This window comes from Caballeronia zhejiangensis (genome assembly GCF_022879815.1).
Lineage (GTDB): Bacteria > Pseudomonadota > Gammaproteobacteria > Burkholderiales > Burkholderiaceae > Caballeronia > Caballeronia zhejiangensis.
Window position 1 is genome coordinate 1023111 of sequence record NZ_CP084283.1, and the last position, 21665, is coordinate 1044775.

The 21665-nt window shown below is 63.0% G+C and carries 22 protein-coding genes; 8 read left to right on the top strand and 14 right to left on the bottom strand.

Features of this window, described 5'->3' with window-relative positions; all coding sequences use genetic code 11:
• Positions 1 to 72: 72 nt before the first annotated feature.
• Positions 73 to 1272, bottom strand: coding sequence for an amino acid aminotransferase (locus tag LDZ23_RS04760; RefSeq protein ID WP_244807889.1), 1200 nt, complete (start codon positions 1270 to 1272; stop codon positions 73 to 75).
• A gap of 332 nt (positions 1273 to 1604) precedes the next feature.
• Here LDZ23_RS04760 and uvrB point away from each other — a divergent pair, with 332 nt between their 5' ends.
• From uvrB to LDZ23_RS04790, 6 genes are all read left to right on the top strand, one after another.
• Complete coding sequence (uvrB, locus tag LDZ23_RS04765) at positions 1605 to 3701, top strand: excinuclease ABC subunit UvrB (protein WP_008350451.1); 2097 nt, start codon at positions 1605 to 1607, stop codon at positions 3699 to 3701.
• A 302-nt stretch (positions 3702 to 4003) separates the two neighbouring features.
• Positions 4004 to 4549: an iron transporter gene (locus LDZ23_RS04770; protein WP_008350449.1), complete on the top strand. Its 546-nt coding sequence runs from the start codon at positions 4004 to 4006 to the stop codon at positions 4547 to 4549.
• Between the two features lie 88 nt (positions 4550 to 4637).
• Positions 4638 to 4946, top strand: a complete 309-nt coding sequence (locus tag LDZ23_RS04775) for a cupredoxin domain-containing protein (protein ID WP_404989938.1) — start codon at positions 4638 to 4640, stop codon at positions 4944 to 4946.
• Between the two features lie 66 nt (positions 4947 to 5012).
• Entirely contained in the window at positions 5013 to 5864 is an 852-nt protein-coding gene (locus LDZ23_RS04780) for an FTR1 family iron permease (protein WP_008350446.1), read from the top strand.
• The gene (locus LDZ23_RS04785; RefSeq protein ID WP_200889199.1) at positions 5861 to 7264 is read left to right on the top strand and encodes a 4Fe-4S binding protein; all 1404 of its coding nucleotides are present in this window, start codon (positions 5861 to 5863) and stop codon (positions 7262 to 7264) included. Before LDZ23_RS04780 ends, LDZ23_RS04785 begins: the two co-directional genes overlap by 4 nt.
• A 38-nt stretch (positions 7265 to 7302) precedes the next feature.
• Positions 7303 to 7716, top strand: a complete 414-nt coding sequence (locus tag LDZ23_RS04790) for a GlcG/HbpS family heme-binding protein (RefSeq protein ID WP_008350442.1) — start codon at positions 7303 to 7305, stop codon at positions 7714 to 7716.
• A 259-nt stretch (positions 7717 to 7975) separates the two neighbouring features.
• Here LDZ23_RS04790 and hemP read toward each other — a convergent pair whose 3' ends face one another.
• The 4 genes from hemP to LDZ23_RS04810 form a co-directional block, all read right to left on the bottom strand.
• Positions 7976 to 8224, bottom strand: a complete 249-nt coding sequence (hemP, locus tag LDZ23_RS04795) for a hemin uptake protein HemP (protein WP_008350441.1) — start codon at positions 8222 to 8224, stop codon at positions 7976 to 7978.
• Between the two features lie 148 nt (positions 8225 to 8372).
• Positions 8373 to 8861, bottom strand: a complete 489-nt coding sequence (locus tag LDZ23_RS04800) for an SRPBCC family protein (RefSeq protein WP_244807890.1) — start codon at positions 8859 to 8861, stop codon at positions 8373 to 8375.
• Positions 8862 to 8901: 40 nt separating this feature from the next.
• On the bottom strand, positions 8902 to 9300 hold the full coding sequence (locus tag LDZ23_RS04805) for an OsmC family protein (RefSeq protein WP_244807891.1): 399 nt from the start codon (positions 9298 to 9300) through the stop codon (positions 8902 to 8904).
• Positions 9301 to 9428: 128 nt separating this feature from the next.
• Positions 9429 to 10301, bottom strand: a complete 873-nt coding sequence (locus LDZ23_RS04810; protein WP_244807892.1) for a pirin family protein — start codon at positions 10299 to 10301, stop codon at positions 9429 to 9431.
• 172 nt (positions 10302 to 10473) lie between these two features.
• On the opposite strand from LDZ23_RS04810, the gene LDZ23_RS04815 reads away from it, so the two are divergent.
• The gene (locus LDZ23_RS04815; protein ID WP_008350437.1) at positions 10474 to 11436 is read left to right on the top strand and encodes a LysR family transcriptional regulator; all 963 of its coding nucleotides are present in this window, start codon (positions 10474 to 10476) and stop codon (positions 11434 to 11436) included.
• Positions 11437 to 11774: 338 nt separating this feature from the next.
• On the opposite strand, the gene LDZ23_RS04820 is transcribed toward LDZ23_RS04815, so the two are convergent.
• From LDZ23_RS04820 to LDZ23_RS04860, 9 genes are all read right to left on the bottom strand, one after another.
• A complete protein-coding gene (locus tag LDZ23_RS04820; protein ID WP_008350436.1) occupies positions 11775 to 12197 on the bottom strand; it encodes an ExbD/TolR family protein in 423 nt (140 codons plus the stop codon).
• 18 nt (positions 12198 to 12215) lie between these two features.
• Positions 12216 to 12962, bottom strand: a complete 747-nt coding sequence (locus LDZ23_RS04825) for a MotA/TolQ/ExbB proton channel family protein (RefSeq protein ID WP_008350435.1) — start codon at positions 12960 to 12962, stop codon at positions 12216 to 12218.
• A gap of 32 nt (positions 12963 to 12994) precedes the next feature.
• Positions 12995 to 13726, bottom strand: a complete 732-nt coding sequence (locus tag LDZ23_RS04830) for an energy transducer TonB (protein ID WP_034472124.1) — start codon at positions 13724 to 13726, stop codon at positions 12995 to 12997.
• Between the two features lie 320 nt (positions 13727 to 14046).
• Positions 14047 to 14283, bottom strand: a complete 237-nt coding sequence (locus LDZ23_RS04835; protein ID WP_008350432.1) for a (2Fe-2S)-binding protein — start codon at positions 14281 to 14283, stop codon at positions 14047 to 14049.
• Positions 14284 to 14458: 175 nt separating this feature from the next.
• A complete protein-coding gene (gene murI, locus LDZ23_RS04840) occupies positions 14459 to 15340 on the bottom strand; it encodes a glutamate racemase (protein WP_244807893.1) in 882 nt (293 codons plus the stop codon).
• Between the two features lie 4 nt (positions 15341 to 15344).
• Positions 15345 to 15821 (bottom strand): bacterioferritin, encoded by a 477-nt coding sequence (bfr, locus tag LDZ23_RS04845; RefSeq protein ID WP_008350427.1) that lies wholly within the window; start codon positions 15819 to 15821, stop codon positions 15345 to 15347.
• Positions 15822 to 16026: 205 nt separating this feature from the next.
• Positions 16027 to 17550, bottom strand: coding sequence for a fumarate hydratase (locus LDZ23_RS04850; RefSeq protein WP_008350426.1), 1524 nt, complete (start codon positions 17548 to 17550; stop codon positions 16027 to 16029).
• 54 nt (positions 17551 to 17604) lie between these two features.
• Complete coding sequence (locus LDZ23_RS04855; protein ID WP_033537207.1) at positions 17605 to 18195, bottom strand: TIGR00645 family protein; 591 nt, start codon at positions 18193 to 18195, stop codon at positions 17605 to 17607.
• Between the two features lie 203 nt (positions 18196 to 18398).
• On the bottom strand, positions 18399 to 19298 hold the full coding sequence (locus LDZ23_RS04860; protein WP_244807894.1) for a DMT family transporter: 900 nt from the start codon (positions 19296 to 19298) through the stop codon (positions 18399 to 18401).
• Between the two features lie 333 nt (positions 19299 to 19631).
• Here LDZ23_RS04860 and acs point away from each other — a divergent pair, with 333 nt between their 5' ends.
• Positions 19632 to 21614 carry an acetate--CoA ligase gene (gene acs / locus LDZ23_RS04865; protein ID WP_008350420.1) on the top strand — a complete coding sequence of 661 codons (1983 nt, stop codon included), beginning with the start codon at positions 19632 to 19634 and terminating at the stop codon, positions 21612 to 21614.
• The last annotated feature ends 51 nt before the right edge of the window (positions 21615 to 21665 follow it).

Here is a 21665-nt window from a genome sequence, read left to right on the forward strand (position 1 = left end):
GCCGGTTTTCGACGCACACAAACAATGGCGCCCGCAAAGGGCGCCATTTTCATTTGGACGCGGCCGAACTGCTCACTTGAGCACGGCGGCGACCGCGTTCGCGACGGCGTCGAGGTTGCGCGTGTTCAGCGCGGCCACGCAGATGCGGCCCGTGCTCACGGCATAGATGCCGAATTCTTCACGCAGACGATCGACTTGCGCAGCCGTCAGACCCGAGTACGAGAACATGCCGCGCTGCTTGTTGACGAACGAGAAGTCCCGATCGACGCCGCTCGCCTTCAGTCGCTCGACGAGACCGTTGCGCATTGCGCGGATACGATCGCGCATTTCGCCCAGCTCCTGCTCCCAGGTCGCGCGCAGTTCCGGCGACGCCAGCACGGCCGCGACGATCGAGCCGCCGTGCGTCGGCGGGTTCGAATAGTTCGTGCGGATCACGCGCTTCAGTTGCGAGAGCACGCGTGCCGATTCTTCCTTGCTCGTCGTGATGATCGACAGTGCGCCGACGCGCTCGCCGTACAGCGAGAACGACTTCGAGAACGACGACGACACAAACACGTTCAGTTCCGATGCCGCGAAGAGACGCACGGCGGCGGAGTCCGCGTCGATGTTCTCCGCGAAGCCTTGATACGCCATATCGAGGAACGGCACGAGGTTCTTCGCCTTCACGACTTCGACGATCTGCTTCCACTGCTCGTCCGACAGATCGACGCCCGTCGGGTTATGGCAGCACGCGTGCAGCACGACGACGGTGCCCGCCGCGTAGCTGTTCAGCGCGGCGAGCATGCCGTGGAAGTTCACGCCGTGCGTGGAGGCTTCGTAGTACGGGTAGTGGACCACTTCGAAACCGGCGCCTTCGAAGAGCGCGCGATGGTTTTCCCAGCTCGGATCGCTGATCGCGACGACTGCGTTCGGGTTCAGGCGCTTCAAAAAGTCCGCGCCGATCTTGAGCGCGCCCGTGCCGCCAAGCGCCTGCGCCGTCACGACGCGGCCCGCGGCGATCAGCGGCGAATCGTTGCCGAGGAGCAGCTTCTGCACGGCGGCGTCGTAGGCGGCGATGCCGTCGATCGGCAGATAACCGCGCGGCAGCGCGGCATCGACGCGCGCTTTCTCGGCTTCGCGCACGGCGCGCAGGAGCGGAATCTTGCCTTCTTCGTTCGTGTACACACCGACGCCCAGATTGACTTTGGTCGTGCGCGTATCGGCGTTGAAGGCTTCGTTGAGGCCCAGGATCGGGTCGCGGGGAGCGAGTTCGACGGCAGAGAAAAGAGACATGATCTATCGGCAGTGGAGGAAAGACGTGCGGCGGGGAAGCGTGGCGACGACGGCATCATGCCGTCGAGCCCAGTCGCACATTGTAGCGAATCCGGCGCGGCTTTTCGGCCGAATATGGCGCGAATGCGCGTGCTTTTTGGCCCTTAATTCCGCGAACACGCCAAAAGCGCGCGATAAAAAAGGGCGTGAGCCGGTGCGCTTGAGATCGGCGAACCATGCCCAATCTGATGGAGACTACGCTTCCACATCCCGGTCACGTCCAGGCGAGCGCGCGCATCGCGTACGACGCTAGAATGATTGTTTGCCTCAGGCGCTGACTTTCTCGATTTCTCATGTCCGACACTCTCATCGCATCCCCGGAAGAACTGGACGAATCGAAGTTCGTCACGTTCGAAGGCTCGCCGTTTCAGTTGTATCAGCCGTATCCGCCCGCGGGCGATCAGCCCGATGCCATCGCGAAGCTCGTCGAAGGCGTCGAGGACGGTCTCTCGTTTCAGACGCTGCTCGGCGTGACCGGCTCGGGCAAGACCTTCACGATGGCGAACGTCATCGCGCGGCTCGGCCGTCCGGCGATCGTCTTCGCGCCGAACAAGACGCTCGCCGCGCAGCTCTACGCGGAATTCCGCGAGTTCTTTCCGCGCAACGCCGTCGAGTATTTCGTCTCGTACTACGACTATTACCAGCCGGAAGCGTACGTGCCGCAGCGCGATCTCTTCATCGAGAAGGACTCGTCGATCAACGAGCACATCGAGCAGATGCGGCTTTCGGCCACGAAAAGCCTGCTCGAGCGGCGCGACGTGGTGATCGTCGCGACGGTGTCCGCGATTTACGGTATCGGCAATCCGTCCGAATATCACAAGATGATTCTCACGCTGCGCACGGGCGACAAGCTCGGCCAGCGCGACGTCATCGCGCGCCTGATCGCGATGCAGTACACGCGCAACGAAGCCGATTTTCAGCGCGGTTCGTTTCGCGTGCGCGGCGACACCATCGATATCTTTCCGGCCGAGCACGCGGAAATGGCGGTGCGCGTCGAGCTCTTCGACGACGAAATCGAATCGATGATGCTCTTCGATCCGCTCACCGGACGCGTGCGCAACAAGATTCCGCGCTTCACCGTGTACCCGTCGTCGCATTACGTGACGCCGCGCGACACCGTCATGCGCGCGATCGAAACCATCAAGCTCGAATTGCGCGAGCGGCTCGAATTCTTCCACAGCGAGGGCAAGCTCGTCGAAGCACAGCGGCTGGAGCAGCGCACGCGCTTCGATCTGGAAATGCTGCAGGAGCTCGGTTTCTGCAAGGGCATCGAGAACTACTCGCGGCACTTCTCGGGCGCGGCGCCTGGCGAGCCGCCGCCGACGCTCGTCGACTATCTGCCGCCCGATGCGCTGATGTTGCTCGACGAGTCGCACGTATTGATCGGCCAGTTGAACGGCATGTACAACGGCGACCGCGCGCGCAAGGAAAATCTCGTCGACTACGGTTTCCGGATGCCGTCCGCGCTCGATAACCGGCCGCTCAAGTTCAACGAGTTCGAGCGCAAGATGCGCCAGGCGATCTTCGTTTCCGCGACGCCCGCCGACTACGAGCAGCAGAAGGCAGGGCAGGTGGCCGAGCAGCTCGTGCGGCCGACGGGTCTCGTCGATCCGGAAATCGAAGTGCGTCCGGCGCGCTCGCAGGTCGACGACGTGCTCTCGGAAATCAACGCGCGCGTGGCGGTGCAGGAGCGCGTGCTCGTCACGACGCTGACCAAGCGCATGGCCGAGCAGCTGACCGAGTTTCTCGCCGATCACGGCGTGAAGGTGCGCTATCTGCACAGCGATATCGACACGGTCGAGCGCGTGGAAATCATCCGCGATCTGCGGCTCGGCACGTTCGACGTGCTCGTCGGCATCAACTTGCTGCGCGAGGGTCTCGATATTCCCGAAGTCTCGCTCGTCGCGATTCTCGACGCCGACAAGGAAGGCTTCCTGCGCGCCGAGCGCTCGCTGATCCAGACCATCGGGCGCGCGGCGCGTAATGTGAACGGCAAGGCGATTCTCTACGCCGACAACATGACCGACTCGATGAAGCGCGCCATCGGCGAAACCGAGCGGCGCCGCGCCAAGCAGATGGCGCACAACGAGAAGATGGGCATCACGCCGCGCGGGGTGGAGAAGCGCATCAAGGACATCATCGATGGCGTCTACAACGCCGACGACGCCCGCGCCGAGCTGAAGGAAGCGCAGGCGCGCGCGAAGTTCGAAGACATGTCCGAGAAGCAGATCGCGAAGGAAATCAAGCGCCTCGAGAAGCAGATGATGGATCACGCCAAGAATCTCGAATTCGAAAAAGCGGCGCAGACCCGCGACCAATTGGCGCTCCTGCGGCAGCGCGTGTTCGGGGCGAACGTGGGCGATCACGTGAGCGGAATCGGCGGTAAGTAAGCAATATGTAAGTGATTTTCAAGGCTTAATTCGAAAGGCGCGGCGAATCGGACGGTTCGCCGCGCCTTTTTTATGCCCGCCGCGATCGTGCGAGTCGGCGAAAAGCCTTACTGCGCCTAGGTCTGTAAGCTCGCTCAAATTGTTGCGGGAATCGAACGATGCTAAACTGACGAACATTGAGAATGGTTCGTATTAACGTTCACAGAGTTGTGCTAACGCCGCCGACCGAGCGGCGCTCCGGTATCTCAGTGGCAAGGCTCGCGTGGCACGCGTGCCAATCGATAACAACAAGGAGTTTTCTGATGGGTTCAACGTTGATGCGCGGCCTTGTCGCCGCCGCAGGTCTCACGGCGATGATGGCAGCGTCGGCAGCCGAATATCCGATCGGCAAGCAGCACATCGAGGCGGGCATGGAAACGGGCGCCGTGTATCTGCAGCCGATCACGATGTCGCCGGAAGGCATGATGCGCAAGGCGTCGGATTCGGATATCCACCTGGAGGCGGATATCCACGCGGTCAAGAACAACCCGACCGGTTTCGCCGAAGGCGACTGGATGCCGTATCTGCAAGTCACGTATGAACTCACGAAGGTCGGCACGACGCAGACCATCAAGGGCGACCTGATGCCGATGGTCGCGAGCGACGGCCCGCACTACGGCGACAACGTCAAGCTCTTCGGGCCGGGCAAGTATCACCTGAAGCTGCATATTTCGCCGCCGTCGCAGGAAGGCCACATGGCGTTCGGCCGTCACACCGACAAGGAAACGGGCGTCGGTCCGTGGTTCAAGCCGTTCACGATCGAGTACGACTTCCCGTTCGCGGGCATCGGAAAGAAGGGCGGTTACTGATCGTCCGTGGCGCCCGGCATCCCGGACCGGGCGCATTCACTCTCAGGAAGTACGCATGAAGCTGAAAAATCAGGTGGCCGCGCTCGCGATGTCCGCGTTTGCCTTTGCCGGGATGAACTTGGCGCACGCCGCCGACCTGCCGACGTTCAAGCTCGAAATGAACGACGGCAAGCTCAATCCGGCGCGCATCGAAGTGCCGGCGGGGCAGCGCATCAAGATCGAAGTGCATAACGTCGGCAAGGGCGCCGCCGAGTTCGAAAGCGTGCAGTTGCGCAAGGAAAAAGTGCTCGCGCCGGGGGCGGATTCGTTCGTGGTGATCGCACCGCTGGATCCGGGTGAATACAAGTTCTTCGACGATTTTCATCAGTCCGCGCAAGGCGTGATCGTCGCGAAGTAACGGAATGTGCCGCGCGATGTTCGCACCGCGCGCGGCCGCTTGAAGTGGAATTGCTGGAGGTCGGGTATGGGGCAGGTACTTTTCATCGTGTGGCGGGAGAGCGTCGAGGCGTTGCTCGTCGTCGGCATTCTCTACGCGTGGCTGAAGAACGGCGATCATCAGGCGCGCCGGGGCCTGCCTTATCTGTGGGCCGGCGTCGTCATCGGCCTGCTTGCGGCGGTGGCGCTGGGCGCCGCGCTCATCGGCTTCACGGAAGTGCTGTCGGGCGATGCACAGGATTACTTCCAGACCGCGATGGTGCTGATCGCCTGCGTGCTGATCGTGCAGATGGTCCTGTGGATGAAGCGCCACGGACGCACGCTCAAGCGCGACATGGAAACATCGCTGCAAAAGAGCACGCAGGACGGACACTGGTGGGGCATCGCGGTGCTCGTCGCGCTGGCGATCGCGCGCGAAGGCAGCGAGACGGCCGTGTTTCTCTACGGCGTCGGCTTCGGTCAGTCGGGGCACGTCGACGCGTCGCAGTACATCGCGATCATTCTCGGCTTCGGTCTCGCGCTGCTGACGTTCTATATCCTGCAGCTCGGCGGCAAGATCTTCTCGTGGCGCTCGTTCTTTCGCGTCACCGAAATCATGCTGCTGTTCCTGGCGGCCGGCCTCTTCGAAACGGGCGTCGACAAGCTGATCGACATGGAAGTGCTGCCGGTCATCGTCAATCAGGTGTGGAACACGTCGTGGCTGCTCGATGATTCGAGTACGTTCGGATCGCTCGTTGCTACGCTCACCGGTTATCGCGCGCATCCCGCGGGCATGAATCTCGTCGCGTATGCGGTGTACTGGGTCGTCATCTATCTTCTGCTGCGCCGTTCGAACACCCAGATGGCGCAAAAACAAAAGGCGGCAAGCCGTCCAGCATGAGTTCCGTAATGCGTAGACCGGGCCGGCTTCAACAAGCCGGCCACTGGATGCAACGTCACGGCAGCACGATCCGCATGATTCAGTGGGTCGTCGTTGCCGTGTATGCATTTCTGATCATCGTTCCCGCCGTGATGCCGCTGCCGGACGGCGCCGCGCATCTGTGGAACAATCTCACGCTCGCCGCGCAGTTCGTGTTCTGGGGCATCTGGTGGCCATTCGTGCTGCTGTCGATGGTCATGCTCGGGCGCGTCTGGTGCGGCGTGTTGTGTCCCGAAGGCGCGCTGTCGGAGTTCGCGAGCAAGTTCGGCCGCGGCTGGGCGATTCCGCGCTGGATGCGCTGGGGCGGCTGGCCGTTCGTCGCATTCGGGCTCACGACGATCTACGGGCAGATGGTCAGCGTCTATCAGTATCCGAAGGCGGTGCTGCTCGTGCTCGGCGGCTCGACCGTCGGCGCGATGATCATCGGCGTGCTGTATGGCCGCGAGAAGCGCGTGTGGTGCAAGTATCTGTGCCCGGTCAACGGCGTGTTCTCGCTGCTCGCGCGCCTCGCGCCGTTTCACTACAAGGTCGACGAAGAAGCGTGGCGCCGTTCGTACACGAAGGGCGAGCACGGCCATCGCGTGATTCCGATCAACTGCGCGCCGCTCGTCCCGCTGCGCAACATGAAGGGCGCACAGGACTGCCACATGTGTGGCCGATGCAGCGGCCATCGCGACGCCATCGCGCTCACGTGGCGCTCGCCGTCCGAGGAAGTCGTGAAGCTCGGCGACAAGGCCGCGAATCCGTGGGACACCGCGCTCATTCTGTACGGCCTGCTCGGCATCGCGATCGGCGCGTTCCACTGGACCGTGAGCACCTGGTTCGTCGATCTGAAGCAATTTCTCGCCGCCTGGCTGATCGATCACGACATCCTCTGGCCGCTCGACACCAACGCGCCGTGGTTCCTGTTCACGCATTACCCGGAACAGAACGACGTCTTCTCGTGGCTCGACGGCACCATGGTCATCGGCTATATCGTCGCGACTGGGCTCGTGTACGGCACGGCGCTGCTCGGCCTGCTCGCCATCGGCACGCGCATGCTCGGCAAGATGAACGCGACGCGCCTGCATCACCTGACGCTCGCCCTGATCCCGATTGCGGGCGTCGGCGTGTTCCTGGGCCTGTCCGCGACGACGGTATCGCTGCTGCGCGCCGAGCATCTGCCGTTGTGGTGGGTGCCGGGTCTGCGGCTCGGCTTGCTCGCGGCCGCGAATCTCTGGAGCGCGTGGCTTGCCTGGCGCGTGACGGGGCGCCATGCATCGTCACTTGTTCCGCGCCTTCTTGCGATGGTATGGTTTGTCGCTGCGCTGGCCGTTGCGGACAGCGCGTGGTACCTGATGTTCTGGGGCTTCAGCCGATAAACCGTCGACGCCGTCAAGCGCGGCAACGAGAGCGAGAAGTGAGAACCAAACCCGTACTGACCGACGAAGACGTCAAGGCGATGGCCGCGGCCGCCGAGACGCATGCGAGAGAACACAACTGGAACGTGACGATTGCGATCGTCGACGATGGCGGACATCTGCTGCATCTGCATCGTCTCGACGGCGCAGGCGCGAGCACCGCCGAAATGGCGACGGGCAAGGCGCGCACCGCCGTGCTCGGCCGTCGCGAAACCAAGGTCTACGAAGACACCATCAAGCAGGGCCGCACGGCGTTCCTCTCCGCGCCGATGACCGCAATGCTCGAAGGCGGCGTGCCGATCTTCGTGGGCACGGACATCGTCGGTGCCGTCGGCGTGTCGGGCGTGAAATCGGATCAGGATGCGCAGATCGCGAAGGCGGGCATCGCGGCGCTCGGCATCGAGAACGTCTGAAGCATTCGCGCAATAAAAATGGCACGTCCTCGTAACGAAGACGTGCCATTCTGTTTTCGGATGCAGCGCTCGTCGGCGCGCATCGTGACCCAAGCAGGAACCAAAAAAAGCGGCTTCGCTTGCTATCGACGACTGGCTGGTGTTTGCACGAAGGGGTCTAATTTCTCGCGTGCAAGTCGTCCTCGCTGGCTAAGGCCAAACACCTCTTGGCGAGGTGGTCCCCACAATACCCGGTACTACGGCTGTTCTTGCCTGCGCGTCATTTCGTCAGGATCAGTTTGCCCAAACGCGTCGCACGCAACTGGTACGTCTCTCCGTTATGCACGATGCTCACGTGACTGCGTCCCTGCAGCAGCGCGTCGCTTTTCAGCGATCGCTCGCCGGTGCTGTCCCCCGCGTGCGCGACATGAACCGTTGTCACGGTCGTCGCCTTCGGGCGGGTGATCGCGGCGTCGCGGACAGCCGGGCGGCGCAGCCTGAGCGTGGAGGATCGCGGCGTATCGGTCATGTCGGAAAATGTGCGTTCGTTGATTCGATGGGTCTATAGTAAATGATAACTATTCCTATTTGCGACTAGACTTTCCGATTGAAGCGCCTCTTTCGATAGCCAGTCTCGATGCGGCCGCGAAACATTCGCCACCGCATCCGTCAGAGGCTCAATGCAGCGGACTCTCGTCCCTGCGGCCGTGCGCGAACTGGCGAATGAGCCGCACGGTGTCGATGTCCGACTCGCGATACGCCGACTTCACGATTTCCTGCGTCTGACGCTCATCGGGCGTGGCGTTTTCGTTCTCGGGCAGCGTCGTGGCGTAAGTGAAGCGCAGGAAGAGCTGGACCGCATCGGGCTGCTCGATCGCCATCGTGAGCGAGCCGCCGACGTAATCGGCGGTCGGCAGAATGTCGTAGCGCACGCTGGTGCCGGGCGTGAGCGTCACGCGGTCGCGCACGGTCGCCTGGCCGTAGTGGAGTTCGCGTTCCATCGTGTCGCCATCGCGCGCGAGGATGTCGCAGCTATCCAGGCCGATCACGAATAGTTGCGGCTGCTCGGCGCGCAGGACGAGGCCTTCCCAGAGCTGCTCGCGCGTCAGCGATTCGAGAAGCGGATTGTGCGGATCGTTGATCTGGATCAGGTGTTCGAAATTCAAGACGACGTTTCCCTTGGACGTTCGTGGTGCCCGCGATGCGTCACTGCGGCGCGAGTCCGGATTCGATGTGAATCGCGCCGGACAGGACCTTGTGCATCGGGCACGCATTGGCAATTTGCAAGAGCCGTTCCCGCTGGTCATCGGACAGCGCGCCCGTGAGCGCGATGCGCCGGTCGATGTTCGTGCCGTCGGCGGTGCTTGTCATCGACAACTCGACGTGTACGCCTTCGAGCGGCCACTCCTTGCGCTTCGCGTACATCTTCAACGTGATCGACGTGCATGCGCCGAGGCTCGCGAGCAGCAGCGACGCGGGTTCCGGTCCGGTATCGCCGCCGCCGATGGCCGCCGGCTCGTCCGCGACCCACGAATGCGTCCCGTCGCCGAGACGGACCTGATAGTCGATGTTGCCGATGCTGGCGGTCACGGAAGGTCCGGCCATGCGTGCTCCTGGTTGAAGTTGAGACTGCAAGATTGACGACAAAGCCGAAACGGCGCGGCAAGAACGGTCATTGTGACGCAATGTGTCCGTTAGTGCCGCACCGTTTCGCGGTTTTCGCTGTGACCAGATCAATGCGCGATGGCGCCCATCCGGCCCGCCTGATAGTCGATCACGGCCTGGCGGATCTCGTCCTCGGTGTTCATCACGAACGGGCCGTAGCGCACGACCGGCTCCTTCAGCGGCACGCCGCCGATCAGCAGCAGCTCGACGGGCTCATCGCCGGCGGCGAGCGCGATCGTATCGCTGTCGTCGCGGAAAATCACCATCTGCTGCGCGCGCACCGGCTGGCTTTGCGGACCGTACAGCGCGGTGCCCGACAGCGGATAGGCGAACACGCGGTAATCGCGCGGCACGGCGAGTTCGATCTTCGCGCCCGGCTTGAGCGAAAAGTGCTGATACAGAATCGGCGTGCGCGTCTCGATCGCGGCCTTCACGCCGAGCGCCTCGCCCGCGATGACCTTCACGCTGACCTTGCCGTCCTCGCTCGTCGCGACGGGAATCTGCACGGACGGAATCTCCTGATAGTGCGGCGCGATCATCTTGTAGCGCTGCGGCAGGTTGACCCAAAGCTGCAGGCCGTGCACGCGGCCGCCGCGTTGCGTGAATTCCTCGGCGGGCATCTCGCTATGCACGACGCCCGCGCCCGCGGTCATCCATTGCACGTCGCCGGGACGCAGCGTGCCGGAATGCCCGGCCGAATCCTTGTGACCGAACTCGCCTTCGAGCATGTACGTGACGGTTTCGAAGCCGCGATGCGGATGGTCCGGCGCGCCTTTAGCCTCGCCGGGTGCGTAGTCGGCTGGGCCCATCTCGTCGAGGAGGAGGAACGGATCGAAATCCATCAGAAGACGGGTCGGGAAAGGGCGATGCACGACGAATCCGCCGCCTTCGACAGTGCGGGTCGCCGGAATGATGCGTTCGATGCTGCGGCTGGTGGACATTATTGCCTCGCGTCGGGAATACGGAAAAGAGGGGAATAGCGATAAATTTGAAACACAGAGCTATTATATGGGCCGCATTTCGCGGTAAAAGCCGTCGCGGCGCAATGGATTGTCCCGCTGGGGATAACGAACCGCGTCGATGTTCATCTCTTCCAGTCCCACCGGGCGACTCATGAAAGCCGACTCGCATGACCTGAACGATCTGATGTACTTCTCGCACGTCGTCGAGCACGGCGGGTTTTCCGCCGCCGAGCGCGTGCTCGGCATCTCGAAGTCGCGGCTGTCGCGGCGCGTGTCGGAGCTGGAAGCGTCGCTCGGCGTGCGTCTGTTGCAGCGCTCGACGCGCAAGCTCGCGCTGACCGAGGCCGGGCAGCTTTTCTATCAGCATTGTCAGGCGATGCTCGCCGAGGCACAGGCGGCCGTCAACGTCGTGCAAAGCCTGCGCGATTCGCCGCGCGGCACGGTGCGCGTGAGCGTTCCGGTCACGATCGCGCAGACGTTCCTGTCCGCCGTGATGCCGGATTTCATGCACCGCTATCCGGAAGTGCGCGTCGTCATGCGCGTGACGAACCGTGTCGTCGATCTGTTCGAGGATGCCGTCGATGTCGCGCTGCGCGTGCGCTCGGAGCCGCCCGCGAGCTCGAACGTCGTCGCGCGGCCGCTGTGGCGCACGGAGCAGATGCTGGTCGCGGCGCCATCGCTGCTGAAGTCGAATGCGCCGCCGATGACACCCGCCGAACTCGCCCAGTACGACACGATCGACACGCCGTCGGCGGACGGCCGCCACGTCTACCGCCTGATCGCGCCGGACGGCACGCGCCATGAGTTCGAGCACGAGCCGCGCCTCGTCACAGCCGATCTGTCGATGATCCGCGAGGCCGTCATGCGCGGCGTCGGCATCGCGGCGCTGCCCGAGATGATGTACGGCGCGCCGCTGCGCTCCGGGCAGCTATCGCCGGTGATGCCCGGCTGGACGTTTCCGTCGCCGCAACTCTACGCGGTGTTTTTGTCGCGTCAGGGCATGGTCCCGGCCGTCCGCGCATTCGTCGATTTTCTCGTCGAGTCGATCGGTAGCGGCCAGCGCTTTCCGGGAGAATGTCCTGTTCACGAACAGCCGGAACGGGAAACAGTTTGACCGCATCGGCGTTTGTCATTGGTTTATGGCATTGAAGCGCGCGCTTGCGATGGACAGATTCAATTGATCGTCACAATTTGTGGCGGTATATTGAAGCCTCCTTCGCTAAGGAGCTCCTTATGCGAAAACTGACGGCTGCTCTGATAGTTAGCCTGATAGGGTTGATTGCACTGTCCGTGTCGACCACGGCTGCTGCATGCGACGGAACTTCCGGTTCTGGCTATTCGAACCCAAAGTGACCGCCTCACCCGAATGCGCCGAGCGCGCACGAAAAAAGGCCTTCATCCGACGATGAAGGCCTTTTACTTTGTGCGCCCGGAAGAGGGCGCGTCGGGCTGTTACTTGCCGCTCTTCGGCTCGGTGACGAAACCGATCTTCGTCAATCCGCCTGCCTGCGCCGCCGACATCAGATCGGCGACCTTTTCGTACGCCACCTGACGATCGGCGCGCAGATGAATCTCCGGCTGCGGGTTCTGCTGCGCCGCCTGCGCGATGCGCGCGTTGAGCGCCGCTTCGTCGATCGGCTGATCGTCCCAGAGCGTGGTGCCGTCAGCCTTGATCGCGATGTTCACGTGCGCGGGCTTTTCGTCCTGCGGCTGGCTGCTCGCGTGCGGCAGGTCGATCTTGACCGCGTGATGCATGGCCGGAATCGTGACGAGGAAGATGATCAGCAGAACCAGCATGACGTCGACGAGCGGCGTCATGTTGATCTCGCTCATCATGCCGTCGTCTTCGTCTCCGGCGAAAGGGCTCATGGCCATGATGCGGACCTCCCCGGCTTACGACGCGCGCGTCGCGAGACGCAGGTTGTCCGACGCGGCGTTCGTCGCGCGCTTGGTCGACGAAAGCTTCGAGCCCGTGACGAAGAACGCGTGCAGGCCGTGCGCGAAGCGGTTCAGCTTCGTGACGATGCCCTTGTTCGCGCGGGTCAGCGCGTTATAGCCGAGCACGGCGGGAATCGCGACGAACAGGCCGAACGCCGTCATGATGAGCGATTCGCCGACCGGACCGGCGACCTGATCGATCGACGTCTGTCCCGTCGCGCCGATGGTCAAGAGCGCGTGATAGATGCCCCAGACCGTACCGAAGAGGCCGACGAACGGCGACGTGGAACCGATCGACGCGAGGATCGCGAGGCCCGCCTGCATGCGGCCGACGCCTTCGTCCATGACGTCTTTCAGGCAGCGCGTGATCCAGTCGGACACGTCCATGCGGTCGTGCAGATGCGGCTGCGTCTGATGATGATGGTCGGCGGCTTCCTGGCCGGCGAGCGCGAGCGCGAGAAACGGGTTGTCCGCCGGGCTCGACGACTGGCTGCCGAGCTTCTTGATGCCGTCGTTGAAGTCGTCGGAGTGCCAGAACGCCTGTTCGGCGTTCTTGGTGAGGCGCTTCAGGCGCACGACGTTCCACGCCTTCACGACGATCACCGTCCACGAAAGCACCGACATGATGACGAGCGCGAGCGCGATGCCCCGCGTCACGAAGTCGCCTTGCGCCCAGACGTGCGCAATCCCGTAGTTTTCCATTTCTGTTTCCTTCCTTGTATCTAAATAAACGATCAGTCGTTCAGACTGAAAACGAATGGCACCGTGGCGCTAGCACGAATCGCTTCGCCATTTTCCTTGTAAGGGCTGCACGCGCTGCCGCGCACCGCGTCGAGCGCCGCGTCATCGAGGCGCGACGAGCCGCTGCTCTTTTGCAGCGTGACATTTTCGATCTTGCCCGACAGGCCTACCGTCAGACGGATGACGGCCGTGCCCGTTTCGCCGCGGCGCTTGGACATCGCCGGATAGTCGGGCTGCGCGATGTTGCAACTCAGGTGCGCGACGTTCTTCGGCGCGGCGAGATCCATGCTCGGCTTGCCGATCGCGGGCGCGGCCGGCGGCGGCGCAGGCTGAGCCGGAGCGGGCGGCGTGGGTTCCGGCGCGGGCGCGGCGATCTGCGAAGGCGCTTCCGTGACCGGCATCGGCGTCGGCTTCGGCTCGACTTTCGGTTTCACCTTCGGCTTGGGCTGCGGCTTCGGAACGGGCTGCGGCACGGGCTTGGGCGGCGGCGGCGTTTCGACGGCGACCGGCTGCGGCGCGGGCTGCGGTGTCTCGCTGATCAGTTGCGCGGTGATGGATTTGGCTTCGATCGGGCGGGGCGGCGGCTCGTTCTTCATCGTCAGCGCGACGCCCAGCAACGCAGCGTGAATGGCGACGACGGCGACGCACGCCGCGATCACGCGCGGATTCGCATTTGCTGTCGGCGCGGTCTGGAATGCGGCGGGAGAAGTGGTCGGGGACTGCATCGTTATTGGCTGCTTGTGATGCTGCGTGAATGCTTGCTGATAACGCTGCCTTCGAGTTCGCTGTCCAACGAGCGCACAGGCACGGTGCGGAAGAAACCAGACGACGTCATTTTCGGAAAATCAGCAGGGAGATAAACAGGGTAGTCACAAAACCAATCAGCAATTCCATCTTTCCCTCCAGGGGTAAGGGTTGCGCGGCTGGCTGAAAGTGACCGGAAATACGAAGGTAACCTGGCTTGCTGGAGGCGATAAAACGACTGGGCGGCGCATCCGGAGCATCGGCGTCGCCGGTTGAGCGCGGCGACGCCGCGCGAATTGCTTCAGGCAGCCTGGCGCTCGTAGAACGTCAGCGGCGCAACGTGCTCGCGCTGCTGAACGCCGCATCGCGACGCGCAGACGCCGCTTTGTGCCATTACGTCGCGAACGCTTTCTTCACACTTGCCGCAGCACAGCGCGACGCCGAGTTCGAACTGCAGTTCATCAAAGGAGTCCACCCCTTCGGCGATGGCGCTTCGAATCTTTCGGTCGGACACTGATTTGCAGACGCAGACAATCATGATCGTTCGCAATAGTTAGCGTTAATGCGAATTATTATCATTCGGTATTGGCGCCTTTGCAAGCGCAGGACCGTGTTTTTTGTAACAGAGGGCGAAAGTTAGCGGGTTTATTGCTAGGCGCCTTGTCTGACGGGGCAAAGCGCGCGATGGAACTGCCAACGCGCGTGAGAAACCCTCAGACGATGTCGGGTTCGGCGAGGCGCGTTCGGCGCGAGGGGATGTCGACGTGCTCGACTTTGGCATCGAGCTGAAGGAGCGCGGCGGCGAGTTGACGCTGCGATTCGCCGTCGGCGGTGGAGCAGAAGCGCGGCATATCGTCGGACGGCGCGCCGAGATTTTTGAGCGCGTGCGCGTCGAGCAGACGATCGAGTTGCCGCGCGATGGCGACGCTCGTGTCGACGATCTGCAGCCGCTCGCCCGCGATGTCGCGGATCGCGCGATCGAGAAAAGGGTAGTGCGTGCAGCCGAGCACGAGCGTGTCGGCGCCGGCATCGAGCATCGGCGCGATATAGCTTTCGAGCAGCGCCATCAGCGCGGGCGACGAGGTGTCGCAGCGCTCGACAGCCTGCGCCAGCCCATGTCCCGCCTGACAAATGAAGCGGCAGTCGCCGGCGTAGCGGTCGAGCAGCGACTGAAAGCGCGCGGAGCGCAGCGTGACGGCGGTCGCCAGCACCCCGACCACGCGCGACTTCGAGACCGCCGCCGCCGGCTTCACGCCCGGTTCCACGCCGACGAGCGGAATCGGCAGACGCTCGCGCACGAGCGCGATCGACTGCGCGGTGGCCGTGTTGCACGCGACGACGAGCGCCTTCGCGCCCTGACTGACGAGCCACTCGCCGATTGCCATCGTGCGGTCGACGATGAAATCGTCGTCGCGTTCGCCGTAGGGCGCATGCAGTGAATCGGCGACGTAGATCAGACGCTCGTGCGGCAGAATCGCGCGCACGGCGCGCAGCACCGACAATCCGCCGAGGCCGGAATCGAAAATGCCGACCGGCGCGCTCGCGTCAGACGCGGCACGCTCGTTCGGCATCGGGAAGGGCGCTACGCGGGACATCCGATTATTCGTGATCGCCCATCATGGTCTGCTGGTAATTCTGGATGCCGACCTTGTCGATCAGATCCAGCTGCGTTTCCAGCCAGTCGATGTGCTCTTCGGTGTCGTGCAGGATCTTTTCGAAGATTTCGCGCGAGACGAAATCACGCACCGACTCGCAATACGCGATGGCTTCCTTGCAGGTCGACTGGGAAATCTGCTCGAGCTTCAGGTCACATTCGAGGATTTCCTTGGTCTCTTCGCCGATCAGCAGCTTGTGCAGGTCTTGCAGGTTCGGCAGGCCGTCGAGCATGAACACGCGCTGAATGAGCCAGTCGGCGTGCTTCATCTCACCGATGGATTCGTCGTATTCGTGCTTGTTGAGCTTTTCGAGGCCCCAGTGCTGGTACATCCGCGCGTGCAGGAAGTATTGGTTGATCGCGGTCAGTTCGTTTTTCAACTGCGCGTTCAGATATTCGATGACTTTCGCGTCGCCTTGCATGATTTTGTTTCCTGTTCGTAACGTGGGGCTGTTGGAAAGATAAACCTTGAGTGTGCCGATGCCAAGGTTAGGTAGAATTTTTTTGTTTCAGACGAAACTGAGAATGAAAACGCTTCTCGACTGGCGGCGGTTCAAAGAAAAGAGCCGGGCGCATCGCCCGGCTCTCGTCGTTCAGTCACGGTGATAAACCGCCATTAAGCGGCGATCAAGCCGTCGCGACCGGAATCTTGCCGATTTTCGCCTGCCATTCGGCCGGGCCCGTCTTGTGAACCGACGTGCCGCTCGAATCGACTGCCACCGTCACGGGCATGTCCTGCACGTCGAACTCGTAGATCGCTTCCATGCCGAGGTCTTCGAACGCGAGCACCTTCGCCTCGCGGATCGCCTTCGACACGAGATACGCCGCGCCGCCGACCGCCATCAGATACGCCGCCTTGTGGTTCTTGATCGCCTCGATCGCGACCGGGCCGCGCTCGGCCTTGCCGATCATCGAGATGAGGCCGGTTTGCGCGAGCATCATCTCGGTGAACTTGTCCATGCGCGTGGCCGTGGTCGGGCCAGCCGGACCGACCGCTTCGTCGCGAACCGGATCGACCGGGCCGACGTAATAGATCACGCGATTGGTGAAATCGACCGGCAGCTTCTCGCCCTTCGCCAGCATGTCGGCAATGCGCTTGTGCGCGGCGTCGCGGCCCGTCAGCATCTTGCCCGACAAGAGCAGCGTCTGGCCCGGCTTCCACGATGCGACTTCTTCCGGCGTCAACGTGTTCAGATCGACGCGCTTGCTCGTCTCCGTGTTCGGCTGCCATGTGACCTTCGGCCATGCGTCGAGCGGCGGGGCTTCGAGCTTCGCCGCGCCCGAGCCGTCGAGCGTGAAGTGCGCGTGGCGCGTCGCCGCGCAATTCGGGATGATCGCGACCGGCTTCGATGCCGCGTGCGTCGGCGCGGCCATGATTTTCACGTCGAGCACGGTCGAAAGACCGCCGAGACCTTGCGCGCCGATGCCGAGCGCGTTCACCTTCTCGTGCAGTTCCACGCGCAGTTCTTCGATCCAGTCCTGCGGGCCGCGCGCGATGACATCCTGAATGTCGATCGGGTCCATCAGCGATTCCTTCGCCATGACCATCGCCTTTTCGGCCGTGCCCCCGATGCCGATGCCGAGCATGCCCGGCGGACACCAGCCCGCGCCCATCGTCGGGACGGTCTTGAGAATCCAGTCGACGATCGAATCGGACGGATTCAGCATCGCGAACTTCGACTTGTTTTCCGAGCCGCCGCCCTTGGCCGCGACCTGAACGTCGACCTTGTCGCCCGGCACGATCTCGTAGTGGATCACGGCCGGCGTGTTGTCCTTCGTGTTCTTGCGGCCGCCTTCGGGCGGGCTCACGATCGATGCGCGCAATACGTTGTCCGGGTTCAGATAACCGCGGCGCACGCCTTCGTTGATCATGTCGGTGACCGACATCGTCGCGCCGTCCCAGCGCACGTCCATGCCGACCTTCACGAACACCGTGACGATGCCCGTGTCCTGGCAGATCGGACGCTTGCCTTCCGCGCACATGCGGCTGTTGGTCAGGATCTGCGCGATCGCGTCCTTCGCGGCCGGGCTTTCTTCCAGCTCGTAGGCGCGGCCGAGCGCCTGGATATAGTCGAGCGGATGGTAGTAGCTGATGTACTGCAGCGAATCAGCGATGCTCTGAATCAGGTCTTCCTGCTTGATGACTGTCATGGCTTTGGGCTCTGGGGGACTGAATTTTTTCCTGCGGGCGTTCTGAAGGACGCTTCACTCGACGGCGTTTTTCGGCGGCGCAAAGGACTCGTCGTGGAAATGGCGCGGATGCGTATGCGTGGTCAGCCGGTCGACATACGCCATGATGAGCGCGGAAACGAGGAACGCGACGTGGATGATCACCTGCCACAACACGGTGTGAAACGTGTGCTGGTCGGGGTTGATGAAGGTTTTCAGCAGATGGATCGACGAGATGCTGATGAGCGCCATCGACAGCTTCACCTTCAGCACGCCCGCGTTGACGTGATCGAGCCACTCGGGCTCGTCGGGATGGCCTTCCACGCCGAGCTTCGACACGAACGTCTCGTATCCGCCGACGATCACCATGATGAGCAGATTCGAGATCATCACCACGTCGATCAGGCCGAGCACGACGAGCATGATATTGGTTTCGTCGAGCGTCATCGCGTGCGTGACGAGATGCCAGACTTCCTTCAGAAACAGGACGACGTACACGGCTTGCGCGACGATCAGGCCCAGATAGAGCGGCACCTGGAGCCAGCGGCTCATGAAGATGACTTTCGGCAGCAGTTTCATCGAGCCGGGCTGCTTGGGCGAGGCGGGAGAATGCTTGGGAGCGGACATGGGCGGCTTTTCAGTCGGGGCGGGTCGAACCGGAATGATGACTGGCGAATATGACGAACCGGAACGTGCAAAGTGCGTGCGGAGCGTTGGCAATCCGCCGGCGAGCGGCGGGTATTGGCGCATTCGCGGTGTCGGGAAGCCCGCTATTGTAGCGTGTCGTCGCGCGGACTTCCCAAATGCTTTCAGAATCCGCTGAACCCGTTCTAGGCGCCGGTTTCGCCCGAAACGGAAGCCCGGGCGCGCGCCTTCAAGCTTGCGAGCGCGATGCCCGTCACGACGCACGCGAGCGCGATGCCGTGCGCGAGCGTCGGACGTTCGTCGAGAAAGGCGATGCCGTAGAGCGCCGCCGCGACCGGCAGCACGGCGCAGAAGACGCCGGCGAGACTGCCGTCGACGTGACGGATGCCCTTCATCCACAGCCAGAACGAGAAGATGCTCGCCGAAAGCCCGTACCACAGGACGAGCGCCCACGTGTTCCAGGCGACGCTCGTCCAGTCGAAGTGCGCGAGCGATGTTGCGCCGAGCGGGAGCATGAGCAACAGGCCGATCGCGTGCGTGTACGCGCAGATGTCGATGGCGGGCAGCGTCTGCGTGAGACGGCGCGAGAGGATCACATAGAGCGATTCGCAGCACACGGCGCCGAGCACCATCAGATTGCCGGGCAGGGAGCTCGCGCCCGCATCCCCGGCCTGCGCGACGTTGATGACGAGCACGCCCGCGATCGCCAGTCCGATCGACGCGAGCGCGCGCGGACCCGGCTTCTCCTTGAGGAAGATCCACGCGAAGAGCGCGACCACGGCCGGAATCGTGCTCGTGATGACGCCCGCCGCGACGGCGCTCGTGCGCGCGACGCCGTTCAACATCAGCAAGGTGAAGCCGAACGTGCCGAAGAATGCCTGCAGGAAAAGGTTGAGCCATTCGCCGCGCGCGACGCGCTTCATCTTCGACCAGCGCAAGAGCGGCCAGAGCACCGCGAGCGCGATCACGAAGCGCAGCAGCGCGAAGAGCGGAACGGGAACGAATGCGACGATCGATTTGCCGATGCCGACGTTGCTTCCGACGAGCAGCATCGCTGCAATCAAAAGAAGGGCGTAGCGATTCAAGCTGGATACCGCGCTGGGAGTTCAGTTACGATTGTGGGGACGCATTGTAGAAGCCGCGCGGACTCCGTGTATACCCCGTGCCTGTTGGCCCGGCCACGTAAGAAGCGGGTAAGTTGAGCGGCTTATCTTGAATTCAATGCAGGATGTCGCCGGTATGCGAATGTGCCGTGACATTTTTCCGTGCCGCTCCGGTACGGTAGAAAGGAGACAAGGTCGAAGCCGGGAACGCCGCGCGTTCGCCGCTTTCGAACCTCATAAACATGCGGCGCGCGCAACCCATTCAGCGATGCGCGCGCCGCCGGATTTCGGAAACACCATCAGGAGAGGTTGTCGATGTCTGCGATCGAATCGGTTCTTCAGGAAAAACGTGTGTTCCCGCCGTCAGCCAAGGCAAGCGCGGGTGCGGCAATCTCCGGCATGGACGCCTACAAGGCGCTTGTAGCGGAAGCGGAACGTGACTACGAAGGCTTCTGGGCGCGCATCGCGCGCGAGACGCTCACGTGGCACAAGCCCTTCACGCAGGTGCTGGACGAATCGAAGGCGCCTTTCTACAAGTGGTTCGAGGACGGCGAGCTCAACGCGTCGTACAACTGTCTCGACCGTCATGTGGAAGCGGGCCGCGGCAACGACAACGCGATCATCTTCGAAGCCGACGACGGCACCGTCACCAACGTCACCTATCAGGATCTGCTGGACCGCGTCTCGCGTCTCGCCAATGCGCTCAAGAAGCGCGGCGTGAAAAAGGGCGACCGCGTCGTGATCTATCTGCCGATGTCGGTGGAAGGCGTCGTCGCGATGCAGGCGTGCGTGCGTATCGGCGCGACGCATTCGGTCGTGTTCGGCGGCTTCTCGTCGAAGTCGCTCAACGAACGTCTCGTCGATGTCGGCGCGGTCGCGCTCATCACCGCCGACGAACAGATGCGCGGCGGCAAGGCGCTGCCGCTGAAAAGCATCGCCGATGAAGCGCTCGCCGCGGGCGGCTGCGAGAAGGTGAAGGACGTCATCGTGTATCGGCGCACGGGCGGCAAGGTCGCATGGACCGAAGGCCGCGACGCGTGGCTGCATGAAATCGTCGAGAACGAATCGGCGAAGTGCGAGCCGGAATGGGTGAGCGCGGAGCATCCGCTTTTCATCCTTTACACGTCCGGCTCGACGGGCAAGCCGAAGGGCGTGCAGCACAGCACGGCCGGCACGCTGCTGTGGGCCGCGCAGACCATGAAGTGGACCTTCGACATGAAGCCGGGCGACATCTTCTGGTGCACGGCGGATATCGGCTGGATCACGGGGCATAGCTATATCGCGTACGGGCCGCTCGCCATCGGCGCGACGCAGGTCATGTTCGAAGGCGTGCCGACGTATCCGCACGCGGGCCGCTTCTGGGAGATGATCGCGCGCCACAAGGTCACGATCTTCTACACGGCGCCCACGGCGATCCGCTCGCTCATCAAGGCATCGGAAGCGGACGCGAAGGTTCATCCGAAGAGTTTCGATCTGTCGACGCTGCGCATCCTCGGCACGGTCGGCGAACCGATCAATCCGGAAGCGTGGATGTGGTATCACGAGAACGTCGGCCGTGGGCAATGTCCGATCGTCGATACGTGGTGGCAGACCGAAACCGGCGGCCACATGATCACGCCGCTGCCGGGCGCGACGCCGCTCGTGCCGGGTTCCTGCACGCTGCCGCTGCCGGGCATCATGGCCGCGATCGTCGATGAAACCGGCCAGGACGTGCCGAACGGGCAAGGCGGCATTCTGGTCGTGAAGCGCCCGTGGCCGTCGATGCTGCGCAACGTCTGGGGCGACCCCAAGCGCTATCAGACGAGCTATTTCCCGGAAGAACTCGGCGGCAAGCTGTATCTCGCCGGCGACGGCGCGGTGCGCGACAAGGAAACCGGCTACTTCACGATCATGGGCCGCATCGACGACGTGCTGAATGTCTCCGGCCACCGCCTCGGCACGATGGAAATCGAGTCGGCGCTGGTCGCGAATCCGATCGTCGCGGAAGCCGCGGTCGTCGGCCGTCCGGACGATACGACGGGTGAAGCCGTGGTCGCGTTCGTCGTGCTGAAGCGCGCGCGCCCGGAAGGCGACGAAGCGAAGCAGATCGCCACCGAACTGCGCAACTGGGTCGGCAAGGAGATCGGTCCGATCGCGAAGCCGAAGGACATCCGTTTCGGCGAGAACCTGCCGAAGACGCGCTCCGGCAAGATCATGCGGCGGCTCTTGCGCTCGCTCGCGAAGGGCGAGGAGATCACGCAGGACGTCTCCACGCTGGAAAATCCCGCGATTCTGGATCAGCTCGGCGAAGCGCGCTGATCGTCCGCGACCGCTGCCTCGCGCGGCAGCGGTCGATCCTTATTGCCGATG